This is a genomic window from Natronobacterium texcoconense, from assembly GCF_900104065.1.
GTDB classification, from domain to species: domain Archaea; phylum Halobacteriota; class Halobacteria; order Halobacteriales; family Natrialbaceae; genus Natronobacterium; species Natronobacterium texcoconense.
This window is the reverse complement of record NZ_FNLC01000001.1, coordinates 575542-601750: the sequence shown is the minus strand read 5'-3', so window position 1 is coordinate 601750 and position 26209 is coordinate 575542. Positions and strand designations below refer to the sequence as shown.

At 62.8% G+C, this 26209-nt stretch carries 29 protein-coding genes and 1 tRNA gene; 18 read left to right on the top strand and 12 right to left on the bottom strand.

Features of this window, described 5'->3' with window-relative positions:
• Positions 1-126: 126 nt before the first annotated feature.
• Positions 127-945, top strand: a complete 819-nt coding sequence (locus tag BLR35_RS03185) for an SAM hydrolase/SAM-dependent halogenase family protein (RefSeq protein WP_090377269.1) — start codon at positions 127-129, stop codon at positions 943-945.
• Here the strand turns inward: BLR35_RS03185 and BLR35_RS03180 are convergent, their stop codons facing one another.
• Both BLR35_RS03180 and thsA read right to left on the bottom strand, forming a co-directional pair.
• Positions 946-1305: a HalOD1 output domain-containing protein gene (locus tag BLR35_RS03180; RefSeq protein ID WP_090377266.1), complete on the bottom strand. Its 360-nt coding sequence runs from the start codon at positions 1303-1305 to the stop codon at positions 946-948.
• 92 nt (positions 1306-1397) lie between these two features.
• Positions 1398-2942 (bottom strand): thermosome subunit alpha, encoded by a 1545-nt coding sequence (thsA, locus tag BLR35_RS03175; protein ID WP_090377263.1) that lies wholly within the window; start codon positions 2940-2942, stop codon positions 1398-1400.
• A 189-nt stretch (positions 2943-3131) separates the two neighbouring features.
• On the opposite strand from thsA, the gene BLR35_RS03170 reads away from it, so the two are divergent.
• Both BLR35_RS03170 and BLR35_RS03165 read left to right on the top strand, forming a co-directional pair.
• Positions 3132-3977 carry an amidohydrolase family protein gene (locus BLR35_RS03170; protein ID WP_090377260.1) on the top strand — a complete coding sequence of 282 codons (846 nt, stop codon included), beginning with the start codon at positions 3132-3134 and terminating at the stop codon, positions 3975-3977.
• Between the two features lie 155 nt (positions 3978-4132).
• On the top strand, positions 4133-5095 hold the full coding sequence (locus BLR35_RS03165) for a DUF368 domain-containing protein (RefSeq protein WP_090377257.1): 963 nt from the start codon (positions 4133-4135) through the stop codon (positions 5093-5095).
• A gap of 14 nt (positions 5096-5109) precedes the next feature.
• Here the strand turns inward: BLR35_RS03165 and BLR35_RS03160 are convergent, their stop codons facing one another.
• Together BLR35_RS03160 and BLR35_RS03155 are read right to left on the bottom strand one after the other, a co-directional pair.
• Entirely contained in the window at positions 5110-6033 is a 924-nt protein-coding gene (locus BLR35_RS03160) for a glycosyltransferase family 2 protein (RefSeq protein ID WP_090377254.1), read from the bottom strand.
• Between the two features lie 162 nt (positions 6034-6195).
• Entirely contained in the window at positions 6196-6903 is a 708-nt protein-coding gene (locus BLR35_RS03155; protein ID WP_090377251.1) for a class I SAM-dependent methyltransferase, read from the bottom strand.
• 233 nt (positions 6904-7136) lie between these two features.
• On the opposite strand from BLR35_RS03155, the gene BLR35_RS03150 reads away from it, so the two are divergent.
• The 4 genes from BLR35_RS03150 (at position 7137) to BLR35_RS03135 (ending at position 9865) form a co-directional block, all read left to right on the top strand.
• A complete protein-coding gene (locus tag BLR35_RS03150; RefSeq protein WP_090377248.1) occupies positions 7137-7418 on the top strand; it encodes a MarR family transcriptional regulator in 282 nt (93 codons plus the stop codon).
• Positions 7419-7490: 72 nt separating this feature from the next.
• On the top strand, positions 7491-8288 hold the full coding sequence (locus tag BLR35_RS03145; RefSeq protein WP_090377246.1) for an MBL fold metallo-hydrolase: 798 nt from the start codon (positions 7491-7493) through the stop codon (positions 8286-8288).
• 46 nt (positions 8289-8334) lie between these two features.
• Complete coding sequence (locus BLR35_RS03140) at positions 8335-9120, top strand: class I SAM-dependent methyltransferase (RefSeq protein ID WP_090377243.1); 786 nt, start codon at positions 8335-8337, stop codon at positions 9118-9120.
• Positions 9121-9172: 52 nt separating this feature from the next.
• Positions 9173-9865: a YkgJ family cysteine cluster protein gene (locus BLR35_RS03135; protein ID WP_090377240.1), complete on the top strand. Its 693-nt coding sequence runs from the start codon at positions 9173-9175 to the stop codon at positions 9863-9865.
• Positions 9866-9868: 3 nt separating this feature from the next.
• Here the strand turns inward: BLR35_RS03135 and BLR35_RS03130 are convergent, their stop codons facing one another.
• On the bottom strand, positions 9869-11098 hold the full coding sequence (locus BLR35_RS03130) for a digeranylgeranylglycerophospholipid reductase (protein WP_090377237.1): 1230 nt from the start codon (positions 11096-11098) through the stop codon (positions 9869-9871).
• Positions 11099-11265: 167 nt separating this feature from the next.
• On the opposite strand from BLR35_RS03130, the gene BLR35_RS03125 reads away from it, so the two are divergent.
• Positions 11266-12045 carry a DUF7839 domain-containing protein gene (locus tag BLR35_RS03125; protein ID WP_090377234.1) on the top strand — a complete coding sequence of 260 codons (780 nt, stop codon included), beginning with the start codon at positions 11266-11268 and terminating at the stop codon, positions 12043-12045.
• A 139-nt stretch (positions 12046-12184) separates the two neighbouring features.
• Here the strand turns inward: BLR35_RS03125 and BLR35_RS03120 are convergent, their stop codons facing one another.
• From BLR35_RS03120 to BLR35_RS03095, 6 genes are all read right to left on the bottom strand, one after another.
• Positions 12185-13492, bottom strand: a complete 1308-nt coding sequence (locus BLR35_RS03120; protein ID WP_090377231.1) for a M48 family metallopeptidase — start codon at positions 13490-13492, stop codon at positions 12185-12187.
• Between the two features lie 101 nt (positions 13493-13593).
• Positions 13594-14364: a proteasome assembly chaperone family protein gene (locus BLR35_RS03115; protein ID WP_090377228.1), complete on the bottom strand. Its 771-nt coding sequence runs from the start codon at positions 14362-14364 to the stop codon at positions 13594-13596.
• 7 nt (positions 14365-14371) lie between these two features.
• Complete coding sequence (locus BLR35_RS03110) at positions 14372-14551, bottom strand: RNA-protein complex protein Nop10 (protein ID WP_090377225.1); 180 nt, start codon at positions 14549-14551, stop codon at positions 14372-14374.
• Positions 14548-15348 carry a translation initiation factor IF-2 subunit alpha gene (locus tag BLR35_RS03105; RefSeq protein WP_090377222.1) on the bottom strand — a complete coding sequence of 267 codons (801 nt, stop codon included), beginning with the start codon at positions 15346-15348 and terminating at the stop codon, positions 14548-14550. Before BLR35_RS03105 ends, BLR35_RS03110 begins: the two co-directional genes overlap by 4 nt.
• Positions 15345-15518, bottom strand: coding sequence for a 30S ribosomal protein S27e (locus tag BLR35_RS03100; RefSeq protein WP_090377219.1), 174 nt, complete (start codon positions 15516-15518; stop codon positions 15345-15347). Before BLR35_RS03100 ends, BLR35_RS03105 begins: the two co-directional genes overlap by 4 nt.
• A 5-nt stretch (positions 15519-15523) precedes the next feature.
• Positions 15524-15808, bottom strand: coding sequence for a 50S ribosomal protein L44e (locus BLR35_RS03095; protein ID WP_090377216.1), 285 nt, complete (start codon positions 15806-15808; stop codon positions 15524-15526).
• Positions 15809-16057: 249 nt separating this feature from the next.
• On the opposite strand from BLR35_RS03095, the gene BLR35_RS03090 reads away from it, so the two are divergent.
• From BLR35_RS03090 to BLR35_RS03045, 10 genes are all read left to right on the top strand, one after another.
• Positions 16058-16324, top strand: coding sequence for an HAH_0734 family protein (locus tag BLR35_RS03090; protein ID WP_090377213.1), 267 nt, complete (start codon positions 16058-16060; stop codon positions 16322-16324).
• A 53-nt stretch (positions 16325-16377) separates the two neighbouring features.
• Positions 16378-17178, top strand: coding sequence for a glycosyltransferase (locus BLR35_RS03085; RefSeq protein ID WP_090377210.1), 801 nt, complete (start codon positions 16378-16380; stop codon positions 17176-17178).
• Positions 17171-17617 (top strand): GtrA family protein, encoded by a 447-nt coding sequence (locus tag BLR35_RS03080; protein WP_090377206.1) that lies wholly within the window; start codon positions 17171-17173, stop codon positions 17615-17617. Before BLR35_RS03085 ends, BLR35_RS03080 begins: the two co-directional genes overlap by 8 nt.
• Positions 17618-17683: 66 nt before the next feature.
• Positions 17684-17758: transfer RNA gene (locus BLR35_RS03075), tRNA-Met, on the top strand.
• A gap of 836 nt (positions 17759-18594) precedes the next feature.
• A complete protein-coding gene (locus BLR35_RS03070) occupies positions 18595-20520 on the top strand; it encodes an ABC transporter substrate-binding protein (RefSeq protein WP_244510176.1) in 1926 nt (641 codons plus the stop codon).
• A 30-nt stretch (positions 20521-20550) separates the two neighbouring features.
• On the top strand, positions 20551-21507 hold the full coding sequence (locus BLR35_RS03065) for an ABC transporter permease (RefSeq protein WP_170830949.1): 957 nt from the start codon (positions 20551-20553) through the stop codon (positions 21505-21507).
• A 4-nt stretch (positions 21508-21511) separates the two neighbouring features.
• Entirely contained in the window at positions 21512-22522 is a 1011-nt protein-coding gene (locus tag BLR35_RS03060) for an ABC transporter permease (protein ID WP_090377197.1), read from the top strand.
• Positions 22522-23856, top strand: a complete 1335-nt coding sequence (locus tag BLR35_RS03055) for an ABC transporter ATP-binding protein (protein ID WP_090377194.1) — start codon at positions 22522-22524, stop codon at positions 23854-23856. The genes BLR35_RS03060 and BLR35_RS03055 overlap by 1 nt, the downstream gene beginning before the upstream one ends.
• Positions 23849-25222 carry an ABC transporter ATP-binding protein gene (locus BLR35_RS03050; RefSeq protein ID WP_090377191.1) on the top strand — a complete coding sequence of 458 codons (1374 nt, stop codon included), beginning with the start codon at positions 23849-23851 and terminating at the stop codon, positions 25220-25222. Before BLR35_RS03055 ends, BLR35_RS03050 begins: the two co-directional genes overlap by 8 nt.
• Before the next feature lie 71 nt (positions 25223-25293).
• On the top strand, positions 25294-25830 hold the full coding sequence (locus BLR35_RS03045; RefSeq protein ID WP_090377186.1) for a DUF7974 family protein: 537 nt from the start codon (positions 25294-25296) through the stop codon (positions 25828-25830).
• Positions 25831-25874: 44 nt separating this feature from the next.
• On the opposite strand, the gene BLR35_RS03040 is transcribed toward BLR35_RS03045, so the two are convergent.
• Positions 25875-26180, bottom strand: coding sequence for a DUF8054 domain-containing protein (locus BLR35_RS03040; protein ID WP_244510175.1), 306 nt, complete (start codon positions 26178-26180; stop codon positions 25875-25877).
• Positions 26181-26209 lie beyond the last annotated feature (29 nt).

The window sequence follows — 26209 nt, the reverse complement described above, 5'->3', positions numbered from 1 at the left end:
CGGTTCACTGGAAGTCATTTCCGGCGCAACCGCGACCCAGGCGGCGGTTGCGCCGGTAAATCGGTACAGCAATCCGTATGAACCCGTGCCGAACTCCCTTTCCTCGACCGGCCAGTACGAACTCACATGATCACGCTCGCATCCGACTTCGGAACGCCGTATCCAGCGGCGATGAAGGGAGTGATCCTCCAGCGAACCGACGCACGACTGGTCGACGTCGCCCACGATTTCCCCCGGCAGGACGTCCGAGCCGCTGCGTTCTGGCTCCGCGAAGTGCTTCCGTACTATCCGCCCGCGACGCATCTGGTCGTCGTCGACCCCGGCGTCGGCACCGACCGGGACGCGCTCGTAGTCCGTGCTGGCGAGCACGTTCTCGTCGGACCCGACAACGGCGTCCTCCGGCCGGTCGCTCCACGACTCGCCAGTGACGGCGCGCTCGAGGCGTACGTCGTCGACGAAACCGAAATCGGATCGGTCGTTCCCGCCTCGACCGGCTGGACGCCGGAGACGACCGACGGACCCGCGAGCAACACGTTCCACGGCCGGGACGTCTTCGCACCGACGGCCGCCGACGTCCACGAAACCGGCCTCGAGGACCTCGACTCGCTCGAGTCCCTCTCCCCGGTCGACGTCGAGGCGACCGTCGACTGCGAGTTGCCCGCAGCGACCGTCGACGGCGACCGCGCGACCGGAGAAGTGCTTGTCGTCGACGACTTCGGGAACGCGATCACGAACGTTCCCGGAAGCTTCCTCGAGGGCCGGGAGCAGGTCGACGTTGGCGGCGAGACGGTGCCGGTCGGCGACACCTTCGCGGCGGTTTCCGTCGGCGAGCGACTCGTGACCGTCGGGAGCCACAGCTACGTCGAACTCGACGTCAATCAGGGACGAGGGGACGAGGCGTTCGGACTCGAGGTCGGCGATGGCGTGGTTCTCGAGGGAACGTAACTACTTTTGGGTCGGAACGCCGTCAGGTTCGATGACGATTTCGCCGTTCGACCGAACAGTCACCGAACAACCGGCGAACGGAAACGAGAGTTCTCCCTCGACCGTTCGGCTGTCCGCTTGCCAGTGTGTGACCAGCGTGTTCAGCGCGTCCGGATCGACACGCTCCGAGAGCGCCTCGAGTTCGTCCGGACCGACGCCACGGATCGACGTAACGGCCATGAGGACCGCCGTGGTCGCCGGCTCGTACTCCCCATCTACACACCACGTGTGATAGGTTTCGCTGTCGCTGTCGTAGTAGATGGTTCGTCCGGCAGTGTCGTCGATCGGGGTCAGTCGATCCGCGGGTGCTGATCCGGACATAATCGACAGACTCGCATGTTAACACTTAACACTACTGGCCAATTACCGAGGGAGCCTATCGAGCGCCGAAGAAAAACGGAGAACGAATCGCGTTACTCGGCAGCGATGACGTCGTCGATGCGCGCGATCATCGTCGCGGCTTCGGTCGCGCTCTCGATGGCCTCGCGCTTGACGTCAGCCGGGTCGACGACGCCGTACTCGAACGGATCGTCGATGGTGACTTCCTCGCCGCTGGTGATCAGACCGGCACGGCCCTCGGACTCGTGGGCGGCACGGAGGTCCACGAGCGAGTCGATGGGGTCACGGCCGGTGTTCGCGGCCAGCGTTCGCGGGACGACGTCGATTGCGTCCGCGAAGGCGTCGACGGCCAGCTGCTTGCGGCCCTCGATACCGGCGGCCTCCTGGCGGACCTTGTCCGCGATTGCGATCTCGGTCGCGCCGGCGCCGGGGACGACTTCGCCGGACTCGAGCGCCGTCGCAGCGACGTCCAGAGCGTCACCGATGGCGCGCTCGAGTTCGTCGACGACGTGTTCGGTGCCACCGCGGACGAAGACGGTGACGGCCTCGGCAGCCGCGCCACCCTCGACGAACGCGAGGTCGTCGTCACCGAAGTTCTCCGAGCGAACGCGGTCGGCCTCGCCGAAGTCTTCCTCCTCGAGGTCGTCGAGGGCTCCGACGCGGCGGGCACCGGTCGCGGAGGCGATGTCCTTGGCGTCGCTGTCGCTCAGGCTGTCGAAGACGAGGACGTCCTCTCGAGCGAGCGCGGCGGCGACGCGGTCGGCGACGTCGTCGGTCGTGAAGACGACGTCGGCACCGCTCTCGGCGATGGTCTCGGCGTAGCCCTGCAGTTCGCTCTCTTCAGCGTCGATAGCGGCGTTGAGCTGGTCGATCGAGTCGATGGCGTACTCGGCGTCGACGTCGCCGGTGCGGACGTCGAGTTCGACGTCGAGGATCGCGATCGAGGCGTCCTCGACCTCGTCGGGCATGCCGTCGTGGGCGGGATCCTCGTCGACGACGATGCCGGGGACGAGTTCGGTCGCGTTCGAGGACGCACCGATCTGGGTGTGAACGGTGACGTTGTCGCGGGCGACGCCGTCGTCACTCTCGACGTGGCGGACGGCCTCGACGACCGTCTCGGCCAGCGACTCGGCGGTCAGGCCGCCGGTACCCTTGCCGGTCATGCTGGATTCGGCGACCTGTTTGAGCACGTCGTCGTCGACCTCGGCCTCCTGGACCTGCTCGTCGATCGCCTCGAGAGCGATGCGAGCGGCCTCGTGGTAGCCTTCGACGATCGTCGTCGCGTGGACGTCCTGCTCGATCAGGTCCTCGGCTTCACCGAGCAGGTTGCCAGCGATCACGCCCGCAGTCGTCGTGCCGTCGCCGACCTCTTCCTCCTGGGTTTCGGCGACTTCGACGATCATCTGGGCCGCGGGATGCTCGATGTCCATCTCGTCGAGGATGGTCGCCCCGTCGTTCGTGATGACGACCTCCCCGCTGGAGTCGACGAGCATCTTGTCCATCCCACGGGGGCCAAGCGTCGTCCGTACCGACTCGGCGACTGCTTTGCCGGCCATGATGTTGGACGACTGGGCGTCCCGGCCCTGGGTTCGCTGGCTGTCCTCGCTCATGATGAACATAGGCTGTCCGCCCATGCGTCCCTGTTGTGCCATAGTTGAAGCCTCAGTAACTATGTCGTCAGCACTTCTATATAAGCGTTTCCCTACCGGAGCCACTCCGTCTTGCGATTGTCGTGTGAATCGTCGCCACGGCAGCGCGAGCGAGAAGCCGGTACCAAAATATGGATCGGCCTACAACGACCCAGTGGGATGCTGGAACTGGAACACGGGTTTCGGGTCGTCGACGTCTACACCACGCTGGCGCTCGACGAACGGGAAGGGGAATCCCGAACCCGGAGACCGGGACGGACGATTACGCCCGATCGACTCGAGCGTGAGATGCACCAGGCGGGGATCACGCGGTCGATCGTCTTCCCGCCTGCCAGACGCGAGACGAGCTACGTCGCACCGAACAACGGCGTCGCTCGTCACAGCGTCGATCGGCCGTTCGTCGCGTTCGCCCGGATCAGAGGAACCCGACACTCGGAACACACTACGACTGGCCGCCTTCGAAACGCCGTCAACCGGCCAACGGACGACCACACCACGCCGGAAGACGTCGAAATGTACGCCTACGACGACCGATTTCACGGCTTCGTCCTCGACCCCACGGTCGACGACTACCCCGACGAGGACCTCCTCGAGACCCTCGAGGACGTCGGACTCCCGCTGGTCGTTCACGGGGGTGCCGACGCACCGCCGAACGCGCTGGCCGACGCCCTGCTCGGCCGCGAGTTCCCCGTGATCGTCGCTCACTTCGGCGGGCACCCGCTCGACCGCAAACTCATGCATACGATGGTCGACCTCCTCGAAAAGTACGACGACTGTTACCTCGAGACGAGTTTCGTCCGCTATCGCGACGTCCTCGAGCGAGCCGTACTCGAACACCCCGATCGAGTCCTGTTCGGCAGCGGTGCACCGGCAAGCCACCCGAACGTCGCCGTCATGGAGACGCTCACTCTCGACGTCTCCGAGGACTTGCTCCGGCGGATCTTCTCGAAGAACGCGTGTCGCGTGATCGACGTGCTGTCACCGGACGCGACGAGCTGGCAGTGACCGGCTCGACGCCGCGTCCGTCCCGAATCTTCGTTCCGTGCAGGGAGTCTGTCCATTTATGCCACTGCCCCGCCATCCGATAGATATGGACGCGAGACGGAACCTCGAGTCGGCGCTCTCGAGGACGACCGACCGACGAACAAGCGGGGCCGAGAATGGGGTATAACCTGGACGGTCGAGTCGTCGACCGACTCGAGTTACTCAAGGTGTACACCTACGGGCTCTGTATGGGGACGGCCGACGCGCTCCCCGGCGTCTCCGGCGGCACCGTCGCCCTGCTGCTTGGCTTCTACGGTCGGCTGATCGCAGCCATTACGTCCCTGACGCCGAGACGTGGCCTCGACGTCCTCCGGGGATACGATCCGGACCGTCGAACGCGAGCGCGAGAGGCCCTGCTCGAGATGGATCTGCAGTTCCTGCTGCCGCTCGGCGTCGGGATGGTGACGGCCGTCGCGCTCATCGCCGGTGCGGTCTCCGCACTCGCGGAGTCGAACCCCATTGCGCTCTTCGGCTTCTTTACGGGGCTGATCGCCGCGTCCGCGGTCGTCCTCTTCCGGAGCCTGCCGTTTCGCTCCCTCCAGCACGCTCTCGCAGCCAGCGCCGGTACCGTACTCGCGTTGCTCGTCGCCAGTGGCGTCGTCGAACTGCCGGGCAGCGGTGCACTCCTGATCTTCCTCTCGGGCGCGCTAGCGATCAGCGCGATGATCCTGCCGGGCATCTCCGGCGCGCTCATCCTGATCCTGCTCGGCCAGTACGTCTTCCTCTCGGATCAACTGACGGCGTTTCTCGGCTCCCTCGGAGCGCTCGTATCGGGGAACGGGACGCTCGAGGGCGTGATCGGCCCCGGAACGACGGTCGTCCTGTTCGTCACGGGTGGGTTCCTCGGACTCGTAACGATCGCGAGAATCGTCCGTCGAGCCCTCGATTACCGGCGGGAGCTAACGCTGCTTTTCCTGGTCGGACTGATCGCCGGATCGGTTCCGGCACCGCTTCACAACGTCGGCGAAGTCTACGCCTGGACGACCGATATCGTCCTGCTGACCGGTGGCTGGGCGATCGTCGGCGCCGTCGCCCTGTTCGGACTGGACGCTCTCGCTGGCGGGTTCGACCCGGAGTGAAAAGAACAGTCGCGCTATCGCCGGTCGTACATCCGCACTGCCCGGTCGTGTCTGGCCGAGAGGCCGTACGGATTGCGCTGAGCCGACCGGTCGCTGTAGCGGGCTCGGATTCCATCACGTAGCCCGCTGCCGGCGTTGGCGGCGACGTCGGTCCCGTTCGACAGCCAGTCCGTGGGTGTCTCGTCGCCGGAGACGACTTCGCGAACGGTGCCGACCCCGTCGCGGAGCGCACTCCCGACCGTCCGGACGACGACGTTCGGTCGCGGCCCGTAGTTTTTCGCGAGACGATAGGCCAGCGATCGGTAGACCGCCCCCCAGTCGGCTGCTGGATCGAAGGCGGGATCGGTCCGCCCGCCGTCGGTTCCCACCTCGCGACAGACCGCCATCTCCATCGCCCAGTCGACCTCGAATCCCAGTCCCGCAACGCGGTGGGCACAGTCCCGTGCGCCACCGACCTCGAGGTACTCGTCGAAGCCGTCGAGTGCCTTGAGCACGGTTCGATCGAACGCGACGTTGTCGCCGTCGAAGAGCGTCACGTCTCGCCCGGCGACGGTCCGGGGTCGGCGAGGATCGGCGCCGCCGAACCTGTCTTCGCCGGTCACCGGCCCGGTGACGACGTCCGCACCGTTCTCGAGCGTTCGTTCGATGGCGCTGTGCCAGCCGGCTTCGACGGCGTACTCGCCGTCGAGAAACGCGACGACGTCACCGGAAGCGACGCCCAGACCGGCGTTCCGGGAGACGTTCGGGTTGCGCTCGGAGATTTCGACGAGGACGTCGACGTCATCTCGCTCGCGGACGACCCCACTGGTCCCGTCGGAGGACGGACCGTTGACGACGATAATTTCCGTCGACGGTGGCGTCCGCTTCTCGAGGGCGTCGAGACACGACAGCAGTCGCTCTCGGTCGTTGAGCGTCGAGACGACTGCCGAGAGCTCCATACCCGCTCGTAAACTCTCCGGTAATAAAAATGGGACGGCCACGCCAGACGGCCAAATTCACCCTCTCGAACCGATCGTTCACCGAATTTGTTAGATCAGTGTCTCGTTTCGAGCAACGAAAACGACTATCGGCAGTCGATCGCAAAAAACGTCGCGGCGGGGTCAGCGGAGCCGCGTATTCCAGTAGGAAACCGACGCGAGGTGGTCGGTTACCGAGTTCCCGCCGACGGCCTCGTCGATCTGCCGGATCGGGTTCGCGAGTCCGTTCGGAATCGATCGGTAGAGTCCGTACGGGGCGAGGAAATCGTCTTCGACGTCGACCAGCGTCAGGTCCGTCTTCGCGAGCAACTCCGAGACTTCGCTCTTCGAGTAGAGTCGCGACCCCATCGGCAGCGCCCAGTTGTAGACGCTGCGGGCGCTGAAGCGGTTGAACGTGTCGAAGACGATCTGATCGCGCGAGACGCGACGCATCTCCCGGAGGAACGCTTCGGGGTCGTCCGCGAGGTGGAAAAACCGCATCGCGATGACGGTGTCGAAGTGATCGTCCGGGAAGGGAAGTCGTCCCGCGTCACCCCGGAGGAACTCGAGTTGTCCCTCGGGGTCGGCGTCTTTTGCTTTCTGTCGTCCCTGCTGTAGCATTGCCGCCGAAATGTCGAGTCCAACGACGTCTGCTCCCTGCTCGGCGAGCATGACGGTAAATCGCCCGGTACCACAGGCGATTTCGAGGACGTTCCGGTCCTCGACGGGCATGATCGCCTCGAGGACCGCCTCTTTCTCCCGACGGTCGATCAGCTGACCACCCTTGGAGAATCGCTTGTCGTCGTACTCCTCGGCGACGTCGTCGGCCTGGTACCACTCCTGTCCTTTCACACTGGGCGCAACTACAGTGGGCGGACAATAAAACGATACTGGAGTCTGTCCAGTACGATCACCACCTCTCGATATGTGCGAAAACCACGAGACAGGGCCGATGGAGGTTACTCAGGCCGGTTTTCCCGGATGTACGGCCGAGATAAATATGTGTTTATATAACTTATACAAACTACATTGTTCCTATCTACATATAGGGAAGGTTTACCAGCGGCGACTTCACTGGAAGTGTTATGAGCACGAGTACCACTGAGGATCGTGGTGGAGCGACCGAACAGACGCTGACCGAAGAGGAGTACCGCGACCGCCTGCGTGACCTGCCACCGAGCGCGAAACTGGTCGCGAAAGTCCTCGAGACCGACTCCCCGCTCTCGCAGGGACAGCTCGCCGAGGAGTCGCTGCTGCCCGACCGCACCGTCCGCTACGCGCTCAACCGCCTCGAGGACGTCGGACTCGTCGATTCCCGATACAGTTTCCGTGATGCGCGCAAGCAGGTTTACTTCCTGAAGTACTGAGTCGACCACGACCGCCACGGTCGATTGCGCCATTACGACACGCACTTCTTCGATCCCCCGTCATCTCGAGTTATGGACGTGGCTCGCTGCGTCGTCCCGACTGGAACGCGGGCACCGACCGGTGATACGAACGCTTACGTGCTCGGAACCGGGACCGCGATGCTCGTCGATCCAGCCGCTCGAACCGACGAACTCGACGACATCGTCGGAGACCGGACCGTCGAACACGTACTGGTTACCCACACTCATCCGGATCACGTCGGCGCAGTCACACACTACGCCGCCGAAACTGGGGCCACCGTCTGGGCTCGAACAGGTCACGCCGACCGATTCCGAGAAGCGACCGACTCCGTTCCGGACCGCGAGTTCGGTCCGGGAACGGAGATTCCCCTCGGCGACGACCGGGTACGGATCCTCGATGCCCCAGGTCACGCGCCCGACCACGTCGCACTCGAGGCCGGCCACGACGGACCGATCCTCTGTGGCGACTGTGCAGTCCAGGAGGGAAGCGTCGTCGTCGGCGCACCCGAGGGAGATATGCGCGCGTACGTGACGACGCTCCGTCGGCTGTGGGCAATCGATCCGCCGTCGCTGTATCCGGGCCACGGCCCCGAAATCGTCTCGCCACGGGAGACCATCGAGCGCCTGCTCGACCATCGGGCGCGACGCGAACAGCGCATCCGCGAGGCCGTCGACGACGGCGCTCAAACGCTCGAGGAGATCCTCGAGTCGGCCTACGAGAAGGATCTGACCGGTGTCCGTGACCTCGCGCGGGCGACGGCCGTCGCACACCTCGAAAAACTCGACGTGGAAGGGCGACTCGAGTGGGACGGCGAGCGTGCGCGTCCGGCGACCGGAAAACGTCAGTAATTGTGAGTATCCGTTCGGTATTCCGTCCCGCCATCGACAGTACCGTATGGACGACGATCAGCGGTCGATCACGCGCCACTACGACGAACTTGCGTCCAACTGGGAAGCGATAACGCGCGGACCGACGAAAGAACGAATTCTCTTCCCAGCTATCGACTCCTTGCTCCCGTCGCTATCCGGGAAACGCGTCCTCGACGCCGGGTGTGGCGACGGCTACTACGCCTCCCTTCTCGCTGACCGGGGTGGAGACGTGCTCGGTATCGACGCGAGCCAGGAGATGGTTCGGGTCGCCCGCGACCGGTACGGCGACGACGTCGAGTTTCGTCGTGCGGACCTCTCCGAACCGCTCCCCGCTATCGAGGACGATTCCGTCGACGTCGTGCTCTGCCAGCACGTGTTTTCACACCTCCTGTCGCTCGAGACGCCGCTCTCGGAGTTCGCTCGCGTGCTCCGCCCGGGCGGGACGCTTGTGGTCTCGACCCACCATCCGTTCCACGACTTCCTGATCGTCCGTGACCGCGAGTATCCGAACACGACCGACGCACTCGAGATGGACCTCGATCCACACGTCGTCGCCGACCGGGAGAAACCCGCGTATCACGAGACGGAACGGTTCGAAGTTCACTGGGGAGGACCCGACAGCGAGAACCCGGGAACGTACTACCGACGTCCTCTCCACGCGTTGCTCGATCCGCTGCTCGCCGCCGGGTTCGACCTCTCCGAACTCGTCGAACCGGAGCCGACCGAGGAGTTCCAGCGCGACTATCCGGACCTCGCGCGCGAACTCCGCCACCGGCCGTCGAGGTCGGTCTGTCTCCGCGCGGAACGATAGCACTCGACCGCGAGAGCGACTGACTTTTCCCCGCCGGGACGTAGGTACAGCCGTGCAATCCCTCGAGGAGGAACTCGAGCAGGCCCGCGACCTCTCGGTCGCCGACCTCGCGGACGCGATCGAGTCGATCGGCTTCGAGTGTACGCGCTGTGGTGCCTGCTGTACGGGTCACGGCGAGGACGAACACACTGCGACGGTGTTTCCCGACGAGGTGCGCGACCTCGAGTCGGCCGACGGGGAGAGCGACACGGTTCCGTCGACCGAGGAGCGCGACTGGCGCGACGTCGCCCGGCCGATGCCGTACGGCCTCGAGGAGACCGACGAAGGCTTATCGGGCGAAACGTTCGAGTGGGCGCTCCAGACCGACGGCTGTGGCGACTGCGTCTTCTACGAGGAAACCGACGACGGGATGGGAGCCTGCGTCGCCCACGACGACCGCCCGCTGATCTGTCGAACGTACCCGTTCAGCGTCGCGCTCGCGGGCACCAGCCAGCCGATGGGCGAGGCAGTAGACGAAGCCGGCATCGTGCGCGCTCACGAGTGCGAGGGACTCGGGCGAGACATCTCTCGTGAGGATGCGGAGGAACTCGCACGCGCGCTGAAAGAGCGTGCCGTCAGAGAACTCGAGGAAGCGATCGCCGTCCGGGACAGCTACGAGCCAGCCGGTCCCGACCCGGGCGAGGTGGTCGTCCACGATTCGGAGGGCGCGAAACGGATCGACGGACGACCGTTAGAGGACAAGTAGTTTCTACAGGAGTTCTCGTTTCGCAAACTTCGCGAGCATCGGGACGTCACGGACGCCGAGCAGTTTCCTGATCGCACGGAAGTTCCCGTTGTTTGCCTTCGCGAGCGTGTCGTCGTCGAGCCGGTTCAGGTCCGCCATCAGCTCGTCGTACCGCTCGTTTTCGGCGAGATACAGCAGTTTCGTCATCAGCTGTCGGTTGCGTACGTTCGGCGCGACGTCGCGGTGCCACAGGGTCTCGTAGACCTCCAGGTTCTCCGCGTTCGGCTCGAGGCCGCCGTGTTTGAGACAGCTGTCGGCCGTGGCAGCGGCCGCCCGGCCCGATTTCATGCAGGTGTGGATCCCCTCTCCCCACAGCGGGTCGACCGTCGGTACGGTGTCGCCGATGGCCATGAACCGGTCGGTGTGCATCTTGCCGGGCATCTGGATGTGTGCCGAGCCGCGGTGTTGTTTGCCCTCGATGGGTTCGGCGTCGTCGAACCGCGGATCGGTCTCGAGCCAGTGCTCGAGGTAGTCGTCGATCGTGTAGCCGTCCTTGGCGTACTGCTTGTGGTAGTCGTTCTGGATGTAACAGAGGCCGACCTTGGCGGTGTCCTCGCCGGTGTGGAAGATCCAGGAGTAGCCACCGGGTGCGATCTCGTGGTCGAGTCGCAGCATCATCGCGTCGTGCAGATCCGCGAACCCGGGGCGATCGACGTCGATCCCCTCGAACTCGTACTCGATGCCGATGGCGTGATTCTCGCGTTCCAGGTCGCTAACGCCGAGTTTCTTGGCCAGCGGCGCGCTCGGACCGGTCGCGTCGATAACGATCTCGCCGTAGACTTCCTCGTCGCCGTTGTACTCGACGCCGACGATCTCGCCGTTTTCCATGATCGGACCGGTGACACGCGCGTCGAACCGGTACTCCGCACCGTCTTCGCGACTGTCCTCGACGAGGAAGCGCTTGAAGTCAGCGAACTCGAGGACAGCACCGGGCTGGTCCCGAACGTAGTAGTCGGTCGGCGACTCGAGGACGACGCTGTCGGTGTACTGCATTACCACGTCGTCCGGAACGCCGAAGGAGGCCATCATCGACGGGAACGTACCTGCCGTCGACTTGTTGCTCTGGCGCGGGAACTCGTCTTCAGCCTCGGTCTCGAGGACGACGACGTCGTATCCTCTCGCTGCGAGGTCTCGAGCACACTGGCCACCTGCGGGGCCGGCACCAGCGATCACCACGTCGTAACGATCGTTCATGATTCGAAACTGTCTCGGGGCCTAATTAGTCTGTTCGGTCCCGGCCAGTGACAGGTTTCTGATTACTTTTTGGTTCAATTTTCATCTGTCGAGATCGAGAATCTCTCTCGGGTACTGAGTAAGTCGGGACCGCGTATCTTTTTTGCCACGGTCGAGAAAGATCGTCCATGGTCGACGTCCTCGACAACAAGCGGGCTGCGACGCGGTTCCGGATCCTCGTCCAGATCGCCGAGCGACAGCCTGCAGTCAGCCAGGGAGAGATCGCCGAGGAAGTCGGCGTCACGAGTCAGGCGGTCAGCGAGTACATCCGCGAACTCGTCGACGACGGCCTCGTCGAGAAAGAAGGCCGGTCCCGCTATCGCGTCACCAAAGAAGGCGTCGACTGGCTCTTTCAGGCCGCCGGCGACGTCCGGCGGTTCGCAAATCACGTCACCGAGGACGTCCTCGGCGCGATGGGCGAAGACGCCGCCATCGCGACCGACGACGTAGAGGAGGGCGACATCGTCTCCCTGTCCATCGAGGACGGCCTCCTCCACGCGACCCCGGGCAACGAAGGGGGCGCAACCGGCGTCGTCACGACCGACGCCGAGGCCGGCACCGACGTCGGCGTCACCAGTTTCGAAGGCGTCATCGACCTCGAACCCGGATCCGTGACCGTCCTGCAGATCCCCGCCGTCAGAAGCGGCGGCAGCCGAGCGGCCGACCTCGAGAACGTCTCGGACCGCTGTGATGAGGCCGACCTCGTCGTCGCAACGGGCGTCGAAGCCGTCGTCACCTGTCGCGAAGCCGATACCGAGCCAGCCGCCAGCTTCGCCGTCGGCGACGTCGCTGCCGCGGCCGCCGAACGCGGCCTCGAGGTCGTCGCCGTCACGACCGCCGACGCCACCGGACGGGTCACCGACACGCTGCGGGACGCAGACGTCTCTTACGAAGTGCTCGAAGCTTAACGTCGCCAAAAACGCCTCGGCCAACGTTCTCGAGAACTGTTCGTACGGGTCCGACTCAGTCGCGAATTTCGTCCGTAACTCGTTTGCCAGACCGAATCCCTCCCTTCATGAACCCACGTCTCTCGTTCGGAAAACCCGATCAATCGCGTTGACGACGCTCGAGCGTCCGCAACTGTTCGATCCGCGCTTCGGTCGCGGGATGTGTCGACGGACGCCACTGTAACACTCGACGGATCCGGAGCCGGATCGGAGAGACGACGTGGTCTACGAACGGATCGACGATCCAGGACTGTCCGTCACCGTCGACGTCGTCCGCAGAGTCGTGACCGCGGGCACGCTGTCTCTCCGCTTTCTGCCACTGCCGTTCCTCGGATTCTCCCTCGGAGACCTCGCCACCGAACCGTTCCTCGAGTCGAAATTCCGAGAGGTTCTCGTACCACGTTCGAAACTGGCTCACGAACCAGCGTTCGAACCACCCTTCCGCCTCGTCGTCCGTCTCGTCGTCCGGTTGCTCGGCCGAAAGCGACTGCGGGATGATTCCGAGCGTCGCGCTCGCGTCTAGACGTAGGTCCCGTTCCGGACGACTGTTTTCCTCGAGCGTTTCGAGCGCACTCGCCATCGCAGCCGGATCACCGGTTAACCGACTCGCACCACGATCGGCGGCGTACTCGCGGGTCTTCGCGAACAGGCCGAGCGTGATCGCGTTCACCCCGAGCAACAGCCGAGCGACGGCGCTCACGACGAGAAAGACCGTCGCGATCACGAGATACGGACCGACGAGAAGGACCAACAGCAAAACCCCGACGACGGCGAGGTACGGCACGATCCACAGTGCACCGAAGGTGTACGCGACGACTGCGACGATCGTTACGAGCAATCCTCGAAGCGCTCGTTCCCGCTCGAGCAACCGATCACCGATCGCAACGACCGAGGCAACGACGCTTACGACCGTGAGATCGTGATTCACGAGGTGAGCGATTTCGTGAGCCAGTGCCGCGTCGAGTTCGTCGTCGTCGAGGGCCTCGAACAACCCTGTCGTGACCACGATCGTCGGAGACCGTTGCGTGCCGACGGTCAAGCAGTTCGGTTCGTCGTGGTCGGCAACGGCAACTGACGGGACTGGGACGTCTGCCTGCTTCGACAGCCTCCGAATCCGTGCACCGACGTTACGTGGACCATCGCCGTCGACCGTTTCGTGTTCGAGTCCGGAGACGACGGTCTTCGGTCCGTATCGTGCCTGGACGGCAACGAGAGCGATCGCACCGAGTAGTACTGCCCCAGCGGTAAGCGGGAGACCGGACTCGACAGGTATCGACCGACCGCTTGCGGACAGTACCTGCAGGGTGCTCCAGGCAAGTACCGAGAGGACGAACACGTTGACCCCCACGACCAGCACGAGCGCCGCGGCAATACGAATCTGGAGCCATCGGTCCGGTGTCAGCGTCACGCTGTCACATCGAACCTGTAACTACAACACTATTTTGGAAACGGCGACCGGTGAATCGAGCCCGGTCCGTGAACGAACGACGCTGCGTTGATTTACCGTATTCAACCGATGTACCGCAGGTCGTCGTCCGTCGGCATCTGCTGTTGTTGCTGTTGTTGTTCCATCTCCTGGATCTTTCCGATGACGTCTTCCATCTCATCAGCCCGTTCGTCCAGGGTCTCGTAGTCGAGTTCGAACCCAAGGAGGTCTTCGAGTACCTCGAGTACCGCACGGGCGCTTTTCGGATCGACGAGGTAGCCGCTGGTCTCGCCCATCAGACAGGCCGCCTCGAAGCCGCGGCGTTCGCCGAGGCCCAGCAGCAGCCCGGAGACGCCGACGATGCCGCCCGCTGGTTCGTCCTCGCGGAACTCGACACCGGCGTCCTCGAACGTCTCGCACATGGATTCGTCGCTGACGGCACCGACGACCGCGTACTCGTCGATGAGTTCGCCGGTTGGGACGCCACCGAGCGCGAACACCTCCGACGCGCCGAACTCCTCGGCGATGTCCAGAAACGCCGTCGTCAGCAGGTAGTGGCCGTCGTTGGTCTGTGCCTGATGGTCGCCCGTCAACAGGAGCAGGTCACGACCCTCGGGAACGGAGACGGCGTGGAGCTCCGCACAGGTCAACTCCGAGACGCCGTCCTCGACGGTCACCTGCGGCGGAAACTCCCGAGAGTAAATGCGACGAACGAGCGTGCTGTCCCCCTCGAGTTCCTCGAGCAGGTGGTCGACCGCGAGTTTGCCGACGTGACCGACGCCCGGCAGCCCCTCGACGAGTACTGGATCGTCCAGTTGTGCCTCCGCGACCGCGTCGATCTCGAGTTCGTCCATACCCGTATCAGCGATTGCGACGTTTAAGAGACCGTCGGTACTCGCCGTACGGGTCCTCGGGATCGAACGGCGCGGGCGCGCTGTTCTCGGCGTCGGCACCACACTCCGGACAGTCCGCAGAAAGGGTATACACCGGGCGGTCGTGTCGCTTGCGCCACGCCGAACACACCCGGATGTCGGATTTCATTCGTCGTCGGTGCGACGCTCGCGGTGGTACTCGCCCTCGCCGTCGTGGTCCTCGATGGCGGCGACCGCGCGCTCGGCGCTTTCCTCGAGTTGAGACTCGGCGGTCTTGTAGTTGGGCGCCTGCACCTCGATGCGGTACTCGGGCGCGCCGACGTAGCTGACCTCGAGGTCGACTTCGTCGGGCACTTCGCCGTTCCCTTCCGCAGCCTCGAGCGCCTCACGGATGCCGTCGACGCCGGACGGCGACGGATTCTCGAGGTCGACGTAGCCGGTGACGTTGACGTACGGCACCGAAACGTTCTCGCGGGCCGTCTCGACGATGGCGTCGAGGTTGTCGGCCGAGAGATCGGTCTCTTCGAGGGCCTCCTCGCCGTGGATCGCGGCCTGCTTGAAGCCCTGATAGAGGCTACCGTGGGCGGCGATCAGTTCGTTCGCGACCTCTGTGTAGACCTCGTCGTCGGTTTCCTCGCCCAGCGCGAGTTCCATCCAGTTGTCGGCTTTCTGCTCGTTTTTCCACTGCTGGATCTTCTCGGAGCGCTGGTGGTCGTTGACGTCTTTCAGCGAGAGGTCGATCTGCTGGGACTCCTCGTCGACGTCCAGGACCTTACAGACGACGATCTGGCCCTCGCGGACGTGGTCGCGGACGTTCTTGATCCATCCGCTGGCGACCTCGGAGATGTGGATGAGGCCGCGCTTGTCCTCGTACTCCTCGAGATCGACGAAGACGCCGAAGTCTTCGATCTCGTCGATCTTGCCGACGACGAGTTCGCCGGGGTCGGGCCAGCCGCTGTATTTCATCGTGATTCGACCGTTTCGACTATCTCGTGGTCGATCTCGGCTTTGCCACCGGTCGGTCGGGCCAGCGTCGTCCCGCAGACGGCGCAGGCGACCTCCGTGGAGGCTTTGCCGAAGACGACCTGTTCGTTCTCACAGTCGCTGCATTTGACGCTGTAGAAGTTTCCTGCCATCGTAATCACTCCTGGAACTCGAGTCGGCCGGCGCGCCATCCCTTGCGGAGGTGGGCCTTGCCACACTCGCTGCAGCGGTACTTGAGGTCGGTCTTCTTGGTCGGCTTCTCGCCACTGGGGACCTTCGAGAACTTACCGGAGTTACCGATGCTCGAGGTCTGGCGCTTGCGCTGGCGGTCCGCGACCTTCTTCATTCCGGTCGAAGCGCCCGTTCGCGACTTCTCGACTTCGTGTTCGTGGTGTTCGTTACAATGCGGGCAGTACGTATTGAATCGGCGTGGCATCTGCATGGTTATCTCACTTGCCGTGGGCTAAGACGGGGCCGTTTAAAACCCGTTTGGTTCGTCGTCGCCGTCGGCGGCTTTCCTCAATGCAGTTTCACGTCTTCGAACCGACGTGCAAGCGTTCTCATTATAGTAACCACTGCAACTATTCACATACTGATCGTACAGCGGTCGTACGATCAGGTGTCCATTGACTTGCAGTGGCTACTACACGTGTCCGAAGCGTTTAATCGTCCCTCCGACGAACGCCGAGATATGAAGCAGCTCATCATTCACGGGGACCCCGGAATCCGGAAGGGAGCCATCGTCGAACACGGCGGGGAGGAACTGGTCTGTTTCGGCATCAACCGCAACGGCGAGTGGCACGGCCCCGAGGAGGTCCAGCTGTGGTGTACCGTCGGCGACCAGTCCGAGTACGAGGACTACGAGAAGCGAAACTACGTTCCCCACTTCCTCGACGTCGAGCGCGTCGACGCCGAAGAGATCCAGGTCGTCCGAGCGAAAGGCGACCTCGCCGTGTAACTGTCTCGAATTTTTCAGCACGCTTTTGAGGTATCGGGCGAACCTTCTCCACAATGAGCCGGACGATTGGCCTCGTCGTTCCGGCGTTCCGCCCGAACGTCGATGCTCTCCGTGCGTACGTACTCGATCTCGAGGAGCGACTCGAGCCCGAAACGATCAGAATCGAACTCGACGATCCGGCGGACGAGACCGTCGAGCAACTCGAGGCGCTCCCCGCGACGATCAACGCCGTCGACAGGCGTCGCGGGAAGGGAGCCGCGGTGACGGCCGGGTTTTGTGCGCTCGAGACCGACGTCAGGGCGTTCGCCGACGCGGACGGGAGCACGGCAGTCGAGTCGGTCGCGACGATCGTCGACCGCGTTCGTACTGGAAAGACGGATCTCGCGGTCGGTTCCCGTCGCCACCCCGAGGCCGACGTCTTGAGCAGTCAGTCAGTACTGCGTGAACGTCTCGGGGACGGGTTCGCCTGGCTCGCTCGACGCCTGCTCGCAGTCTCGGTGTCGGATTACCAGTGTGGCGCAAAGGCGATCGACGAGGTCGCCTGGGCCGACGCCTGCCCCCACCTCCACGAACACGGGTTCGCCTGGGACGTCGAACTGCTCGCCGTCGTCGACGCCCTCGGCTATCGGATCGACGAAGTCCCCGTGACGTGGGCTGATGCCCCCGATTCGACCGTCTCGTCTGTCGAAACGCCACTCGAGCTCGCACGCGGGGCCGTCCGCGCACGTAATCGCGCGAAACAGGTTACCGGGGACAGCGGCGACACGACGCTCGGGAGACGGAAAACGGAGCCGACGATACTCGAACGACTCGGTATCGACACCGAACTGGAGCGAGACGTAGACGATGACTGAGTCGCTCCTCGAGGCCGTCCGGACGCGGGTTCGCGCGCTCGTTTCGGTAACCCGGTTCAGCCAGTTTGCCGGCGTCGGAGCCGTCGGTGCCGCCGTCGACAACGGCGTGCTTCTCCTGCTGGTCGAGTTCGGTGGCGTCGGCTTCGTCCCTGCCAAGGTCGTCGCCTGGGTGATCGCGATCGCGGTCATCTTCGCGATCAACGAGTCCTGGACGTTCTCGACGTTCGGCGCGATGTCGCCTCGAGCACTGGGGAGACGACTCGGCCGGTCCTACACGGTTCGGTTTGGCGGGTTTCTCGTCACGCTCGGCGTGTATACGGCGCTGATAGAGTTTTTCGCCGTCTGGTATCTGCTCGCGAACGTGATCGGTATCGGCGTCGGCTTTTTCGTCAATTACACCTTCGAGAGCCTCTTCACGTGGAAGGTTCACCGGGAGTAACGTGAGGAATCCGCACACGGCAGGGGAATCACAATCCTTAACTAGTCCACTCGGTTATGAACAGGTAGCGGGATGGGATAGCCAGGAGATTCCGGCGGGCTCATAACCCGCAGATCGGTAGTTCAAATCTACCTCCCGCTACTTTTGACGAATTCGACGACGAACGACGAGCATAGTGAGGAGTGAGTCCGTAATTCGTCAAAATACGCCGCGTAGATTTGAACGAGAAAAGTCGCAACCTGCGAGCGTAGCGAGCAGGTCCGTCTTTGCGTAGTTCAAATCTACCTCCCGCTATCGTTTTGGTTCGAACGACAATTCCGGGTGACGTCCGTTCGAAATAGCGACGCAGTTTCGCGATGACGAGAGACGTTGCTCTGACGAGTTGCTGATTCGGATTGGACACTTCACGGTTACCTGTTGGCACTGAATTCTGAAACGATACTACCGGCCAGGAACCCGATTTCGAGAGTGACTGCGTTCGCTCCCAATCAGCAGGAAACGGTACGATACGGGGTTACTCGTTTCAAAGTTGGGTTACCCGCACAGGAAGAACTGTCCACTGCTATACTACACAATTGATTATTTTTGTATGGGAATGTCCATCGGATTGCGGAAACCATCATACAAAGTTAGTCCACTATTATCGGCTGAAGTTAGATGATCGTCTATTCATGCGCCATAGATATTCCCAACCCACTATTGTCACACCAATAATGTGAATAGAAAATACTAACTTATTTATACTGCCGCTTAGATATGGTTGGTATAGTGTCGCATGAACGTGACACGGCGACGGGAAAAGTGGGGTTACTCACGTCGACCCAGTCGCCATCCGTTCGAAGACACGTCTGACAAGGGGAAGGACATTCAACCGATAACCAATACAAATCATGTCAAAGAGTAACACAACGAATCTCGATCGACGACGGCTTCTTCAAGGTATCGCTGCCACCGGTGCAATCGGTCTCGCAGGCTGTATGGGTGGTGAGAACGGGGACGAAGAAATCGATGTCTCGACTGCCCTCGACCGAAACACGGTCGACCTCGACGCCGTTCAGGAGGGTGGCCGACTCGAGTTCGCCATTCCGCGCGACAGCATCTCCGACTACGACATCGCTCAGAGTACCGCGGCAGAGGACACGGTCGTCTTCGAAGCCGTCTACGACGGACTGACCACGACGGACGGTACTGGTGAAACCAATACGTGGATGGCAGCGGAGTACGAGCCAGACGAGGCGAACGACGTCAGCGTCGAAGACTACGAGGAGTACATGGTCGAGATGGAGCCCGACAGCGTCGAAGACGGGGTTGCGTTCTTCAGTGACTCCCTCGACGATAACAACCTCGTCCTGATGCAGCATCCGGACGACGAACCGGAGGAAGGCGAGCCAATGCGCGTGCTGACCCGTGACGAGGCTGCCGACGCCGTCGACGACGGAACGTTCGGTATCCGGATCGAGGGCCGACTCCACGAAGGTATCGAGTTCCACAATGGCGAAGAGCTGACCGCAGAGAACATCGTCCGCTCCTACGATCGGTACGTTGGCTCCGACAACGAGGGACAGATGTTCGACAGCTTCCTGCACGCCAGAGCGCCCGACGGCGACGACGGGTACACGTTCGAACTCTACGCCCAGGAAGCAGACGCCGCCGCGTTCCTCGAGCTGCCATCGTACATCTTCCCGTCCGAACACTTCGACGTTGCTGCCGGTGATCTGGACCCACGAGACGACGAGGACATGGTCCCGATCGGGACGGGTCCATACGAGATCGCAGAGTTCGAGGAAGGATCGCAACTCCTGCTCGAGCGGACCGACAACTACTGGGTCGAAGAGGTCGGCCTCGAGAACATTCCGTGGTACGACGGTCCTTCGGACTTCCCGGAGGCTCCCGTCATCGACGAGATCAACATTCGGTTCGTCGACGACAGCGCCGGTCGGAGTAACGCACTCGAGGACGGCGACGTCGACATCGCGTACGAACTGCCATCGGAGGCCCGAAACAACTTCCACGCCTCCGAGGACTTCGTCGTCTCCGCGAATCCGGCGTTCGGGTTCAAGTTCATGCAGTTCCCCATGGAGGACACCGACGAAGGTGGCGCGTTCGCCGAGCGGGAGGTCCGTCAGGCAGTGAGTGCGCTCATCCCGCGCCAGCAGATCGTCGACCTCGTCGAACAGGGCTGGGGTGACCCAGCACGCGCACCGATTCCGGAGCCGGCAAGCGATATGGGTACCGCCATGGACTACGAGGAACTCGAGTCCCAGGACTGGGCCTACAACGTCGAGCCAGATCCGGACGAAGCCGAAGCACTCCTCGACGAAGCGGACGTCGAAAGGCCGGTCGAGGTCACCATCGAGACCAACTCCGACGACGACGAGCGAATCGACAAGATGGAACTCGTCGTGGACCAGCTCAACGAGAGCGGTCTGTTCGAGGCCGAACTCGAGACGCCGGCTGCACTCGGTGACTGGACCGGAGAGCTCTACGAGGATGGGGCTCGCCACGATAGCGCCGAGCGCAACGCCCCTGCCGTCATCGGACTTGCAGGGACGCCGGATCCGCACGGATTCCACCAGGTGCTTCACCACCCGATGATGCACAACGGGTGCTGTAACTTCTTCTTCCCGGAAGGGACGTTCCCTGACGAGTTCATCGATCAGATGGAGAGCTGTCGGTTCGGCGTCGACGTGGCCGAGGACCCCGACACTCGCCGCCAGGCGTACGACGAGTTCTGGCCCGAGGTCGTCGACATGAGCGCGAACGTGATCGTCGACTACTCGCTGAACACGGGGACGACCAGCAACGAGGTCGTCGGATTCAACGTCCACCCGCAGACCCAGGCGATCCTGACCTACGCGCTCTACAACCCAGCAGACGAACAGCTCATCTATCTCGATCGGTAACGCGGCCCGAGTTCCACATCTTTCCAAGGTATGAGTTTGCAAAAGTTCATTCTGAGAAGAATACTGTCATCCATTCCAGTACTGTTCGGTGTTTCAGTGATAACGTTCGGGCTCATGCATCTTGCGCCCGGTGACGTGGTCGATCAAATGGTCAACGCAAATCCCAACGTCCCACCGGGAGAAGCCACCCGACTCCGTCAGGAGTACGGATTTCACGATCCGATCTGGGTCCAGTATCTCGACTGGTTGACTGGCGTCCTGACCGGCGACTTCGGTGAGGTGTTCTCCGAAAGTCGCGACGCCAGTGCGATCGTCTGGGCCCGCCTTCCCGAAACACTCCTCCTCGGGGCGTTCGGCTGGGTGTTTGCCGTTCTGATCGCCATCCCTGGCGGGATCTACGCCGCCATCAACAAGGACCAACTCGGTGACGACATCAGCCGTGTCTTCGCCCTCTCGGGAATCTCGATCCCGAACTTCTGGCTTGGCCTGATGCTGATGGCGTTTTTCGCCGTCTACCTCGACTGGTTCCCGACGCTCGACCCCCAGACCGCCCTCCTTTCGAGAGAGATGCTCTGGTGGTTGATCCTTCCGGGGATCACGATCGGGACGGCAGCGTCGGCGAATCTGATGCGTATCATGCGGACGTCGATGGCCGAGGAACTCAACAAGGAGTACGTGACCGCTGCGCGAGCGAAGGGGCTCCCCCAGCGGACCGTCTTCCTGAAACACGTCCTGCGGAACTCGCTCATCTCGGTCACGACGGTCGCCGCGTTCCTGACCGCGAGCCTCGTCTCCGGTTCGGTCGTCGTCGAGGTGGTGTTCGGCTGGCCCGGTCTCGGCAGGGAGCTCATTCAGGCGATTCAGCTCAGAGAGATCAACCTCATCTTGATCATCACACTGCTGACCGGTACCGTCATCGTGCTCGCGAACTTGCTCGCCGACATCGTGTACGGAATACTCGATCCACGAATCAGAGACGAATACTAGATATATGTCAACACAACGAGGACGAATACGAATCACGGGGTTCGAGACCGACGATCTCGAGGACCGGGAACCGGACACAGCCCACGACGAAGAGTACGTCGAACCACAGAGCGTGTGGCGTCGAATCGCGAACCGTCTCGTCCGGGACAGGCTGGCGTTGCTCGGAATCACGGTCGTCGTCGTGATGACGGTCGCCGCACTGCTTGCACGCCCGATCACGATTTCGGGAGTGACGGTACAACCGTTCTCGCTCGCACCGTACGATCCGACTGCGACGGCGGTGGGCGGACGGCACGATCCACCGTCACTCGATCACTTCATGGGAACCGATCGACTGGGGCGAGACATGTTCTCCCGGGTTATGATCGGTGGCAGATACAGTATCTCGATCGGAATCATCGTCACTGCGATCGCGTCGACGTTCGGCGTGATCTACGGGAGCGTCTCCGGTTACTTCGGCGGCTGGGTCGATAGCGTCCTCATGCGCTTTCTGGACCTCGTCTTCGCGTTCCCCGCACTCGTGCTGGCGCTGGTTCTCGTGTCCCTGTTCGGCGGCGGGTTCTGGCCGCTGGTCGGTGCGTTCGTACTGGTCGGCTGGGCGTCGTACGCACGTATCATCCGCGGTGAGATTCTGAAGGTAAAACAAAACGAGTACGTCCTGGCCGCGAAAGCACTCGGCGCACGGGATCAATCGGTGCTGTTCCGACACATCATCCCTAACGCCATCGCGCCAGTGATCGTCCAGGCGACGCTGAGCGTCGGTACCGTCGTCATCGGCGTCGCCGCACTCGGGTTCCTCGGGATCGGCTTCGACCCCGGTACGCCCGAGTGGGGGACGATCCTCGACGGCGAACGGGATACGCTGGCGACCGGTGACGGCGGCAGCTGGTACTGGTGGGCGACCGTCTTCCCGGGCCTGATGATCTTCCTGTTCGTCATGTCGATGAACATGATCGGTGACGTCATCAACGACGCACTCGACACTCAGGTCGACGACATCGGAGGTGGTGGATAATGGCACTACTCGAAGTCGAGAACCTGACAGTCAACTTCTACACGTCGGAAGGAGTCGTTACGGCAGTCGACGAACTCACCTACGAAATCGACCGCGGAGAGAAGTTCGGCGTCGTCGGCGAAAGCGGTGCCGGGAAAAGCGTCACCGCGCTCTCGCTGTTGCGACTCATCGAGAGCCCCGGCGAGATCGAACGCGGTTCGATCCGGTTCCGTGACCCCGATACCGTGGCACGACTCGAGGAATCGTATCCCGACCACGTCGTCGACGTCGAGGAACTTCGCAACGAGTACGACCTCGAGGCGGTCATCGAACGGCTCGAGGGAGACGACGACGAAGAGACAGAGCTGGCCGATAACCACCGGTACGACGAACTGAAAGAATCGCTGGCTGCAGGCGAACTGGACATGCGTGACCTGATCGATCAGGGTCACGCGAGCGAAGCCGGCGTTATCGGTGAGGAGGATTTCATCGTCTACGACGGTGACGAGCAGTACGTCGAACTGCTCCGTGCACCGGAGGCGGCGGTACGTTCGCTCCGTGGCAACAACGTGGCGATGATCTTCCAGGACGCCCAGACTGCCCTCAACCCGGTCTACACGGTCGGCGAACAGATTTCCGAGGCGATCAGACATCACCTCGATTACAGCGACGAGGAGGCGAAACAGCGAACGATCGAACTGCTGGATCAGGTCGGCATTCCGGACGCCGAGAATCGGTACACGGACTACCCACACGAGTTCTCCGGCGGGATGCAACAGCGGGCAGTGATCGCGATGGCACTCTCGTGTGACCCCGACGTCCTCATCGCCGACGAGCCGACGACGGCGCTGGACGTGACGACGGAGGCGAAAATCCTCGATCTGCTCAGGGACATCACCGACGAGTTCGACACGGCAGTACAACTGATCACGCACGACCTCGGTGTCGTCGCCGAACTCTGCGATCAGGTGATGGTCATGTACGCGGGTCAGCCCGTCGAGAAGGCACCGGTCGAAGAGCTGTACTACGACCCGAAACATCCCTACACGGTCGGTTTGATGAGTTCGATTCCGCGCATCGGCGACGACCGCGAGCGGCTACAGACGATTCCCGGGTCGATGCCGGACCTGATCGATACGCCGTCGGGCTGTAGTTTCCATCCCCGGTGTCCGTACGCCGAAGACGCCTGCAAGCGAAAAGAGCCGAAGATGGTCGAGTTCGACGAGGAGTCCGAGAGTCGCTCGGCGAAGTGTCTCGAGTACACCGACGATCTCGAGGACGGCGTCGGGTTCACTGTCACCGTCGAGGACGACCGCCGTATGAACGAAGCCGTATCCGGTGAACATCATGAGTAGCGAGAACGAGCCGATCCTACGGACGGAGAGCCTGTCGAAGTACTACGAGACGGACAGTGGTATCGTCGACAACCTGCTCGGACGGTCACAGCTCGTCAAGGCAGTCGACGACGTCGACCTCGAACTGTATCCGGGCGAGACCCTCGGCGTCGTCGGAGAGAGTGGCTGTGGAAAGACGACGCTCGGACGGTCGATGATGCGACTCGTCGAACCGACAGAGGGGTCGGTTACGTACCGAAAGGAAGAGGACGACGGAACGGTCCGGGAGATCGAGTTGACAGACCTTTCGAGCTCCGAACTGCGGGACCTCCGGACGGACCTGCAGTACATCTTCCAGGATCCGTTCTCGAGTCTGAATCCGCGACTCACCGTCGGCGACATCATCGGCGAACCGCTGGACATCCACGACATCGCGAGCGGGCAGGAACGAACCGAACGCATCCAGGAACTGCTCGAGACCGTCGGGTTGAGTGCGAGTCACGCCTACCGATATCCACACGAGTTCTCGGGTGGGCAGCGACAGCGGATCGGCATCGCCAGGGCGCTGGCCGTCGATCCGGAGGTCATCATCTGTGACGAGCCGGTGAGCGCACTCGACGTGAGCGTCCAGGCACAGATCCTGAACCTGCTGGAGGACCTTCAGGACGAGTTCGACCTCTCGTACATCTTCATCGCTCACGACCTGAGCGTCGTCGAACACATCTCCGACCGGATTGCCGTGATGTATCTCGGCGAGTTCGCCGAGGTGGGGACGACCGAGGACATCTTCTCGGAACCGTACCACCCCTACACCGAGGCGCTGCTTTCGGCGATCCCCGAACCGGATCCGCTCTGGGAGGGCGAGAAGATCCTTCTCGAGGGACAGGTTCCCTCGCCGATCGATCCGCCGTCCGGCTGTCCGTTCCACACGCGATGCCAACAGGTCATCCCGCCGGGCGAGTTCGATCTCGAGCAGTCGACGTGGCGTTCGATACTGAACTTCAAGCTTCGAGCCGAGGAAGCCGAATCGGTAGCGGAGCTGTTGACCGTCTCCGACGAGTCACTTCGTGAGGACGTCACGTCGCTCCCACGCGACGAGTTCGAAACGAGGATCCGCGACGAGTACGGGCTTCCGGAAACGGTGGGCGATCCGTCGGCAGAGACCCTCCTCGAGCGGTCGATCGACGACCTGCACTCGAGTGGCGTCACCGACGCTGTCGCGACCCTCGAGGAAGCGTTCGTCTCGCCGTGTGAGACGACGGTTCCCCCGGTTGCCGACGTATCGGAGACACACGAGATCGCGTGTCTGCTCTACGACGACCAGTATGGGACCGCGCCGGTCGATCGGACCGGCGAGAGCGGTGACGGCGCCGTCGCGGACGACTGAGACGGACTGCTGTCGCGATTTCCTGTCTTTCCCCGGAAAGATTTAGTTACTCCCGGCGCTTGCAGTAGTTGATGCGCCGGATCTACGAGTCGGATGCAATCACACGGGACGACGACCCCTTCTCGCCGAGCGAACGTGATTCCACGACCGAACCCCAGGCAGCACGGTCGATCAACGGCTCGGCCTGGAGCAAGCGACTGGTTCCACACTGGCTCCGGCGACGCGCGATTTCGCTCGAGGTGACGACGCCGGAAACGGAGTTCGCTCCTGAGACGCCGATTCCGTTTACCGTCACGATGAAAAACGCGTTGCCGATTCCGATCACCATCCGGACGGCGTCGCCGGTACTGTGGTCGTGGTCGGTAGACGGCGTTCCGGAAGCGTCCCGTGTCACGACTCGAGATCCACCCGAACGAACCGGTGAACTGCACTTCGACCGCGGCGAGCGACTGCAGTTCCGGAAGACCTGGTCGGGGCTGTTTCGCGTCTCCGACCGGGAGTGGGAGCCGGCCGAACCCGGCGAGTACACGATCCGTGCGGCGATCAACGTCGACGGCCCGCTCCGTAACGGACTCGTCGACGAGACGACGGTCCGGATTCTCGAGTAGGCCACTGGCCGCTCGGTGAATCGATTTCTTCCGTCCGCTCTCGTTTATTCGTCGTCCGACCGCTCGTCTTCCGGAAGTGTCACCCCGACACCCTTCAACGCGAGGTCGACGTCAGCATCGTCGTCGATCCCCGTCGGTCGGTCGTGAAATCGGCGACGGATTCGTTCCGGCAGGTAGGTCTCGGTGAGTCGGGGCGTTCCGGGGACGAGATAGCCTCTGAGGTAGATCACGACGAGCGTAAACCCGAACGTCGCCAGGCCGAGGACTATCGACGCCGTCATCCCCGCCCCGTATCGGCTGCCGACGCCGACACCGATCGAGAGCACCACCGCGATGCCGACGTTGAGCACGGTACACGGAACACATCGGTTGTCGCCCG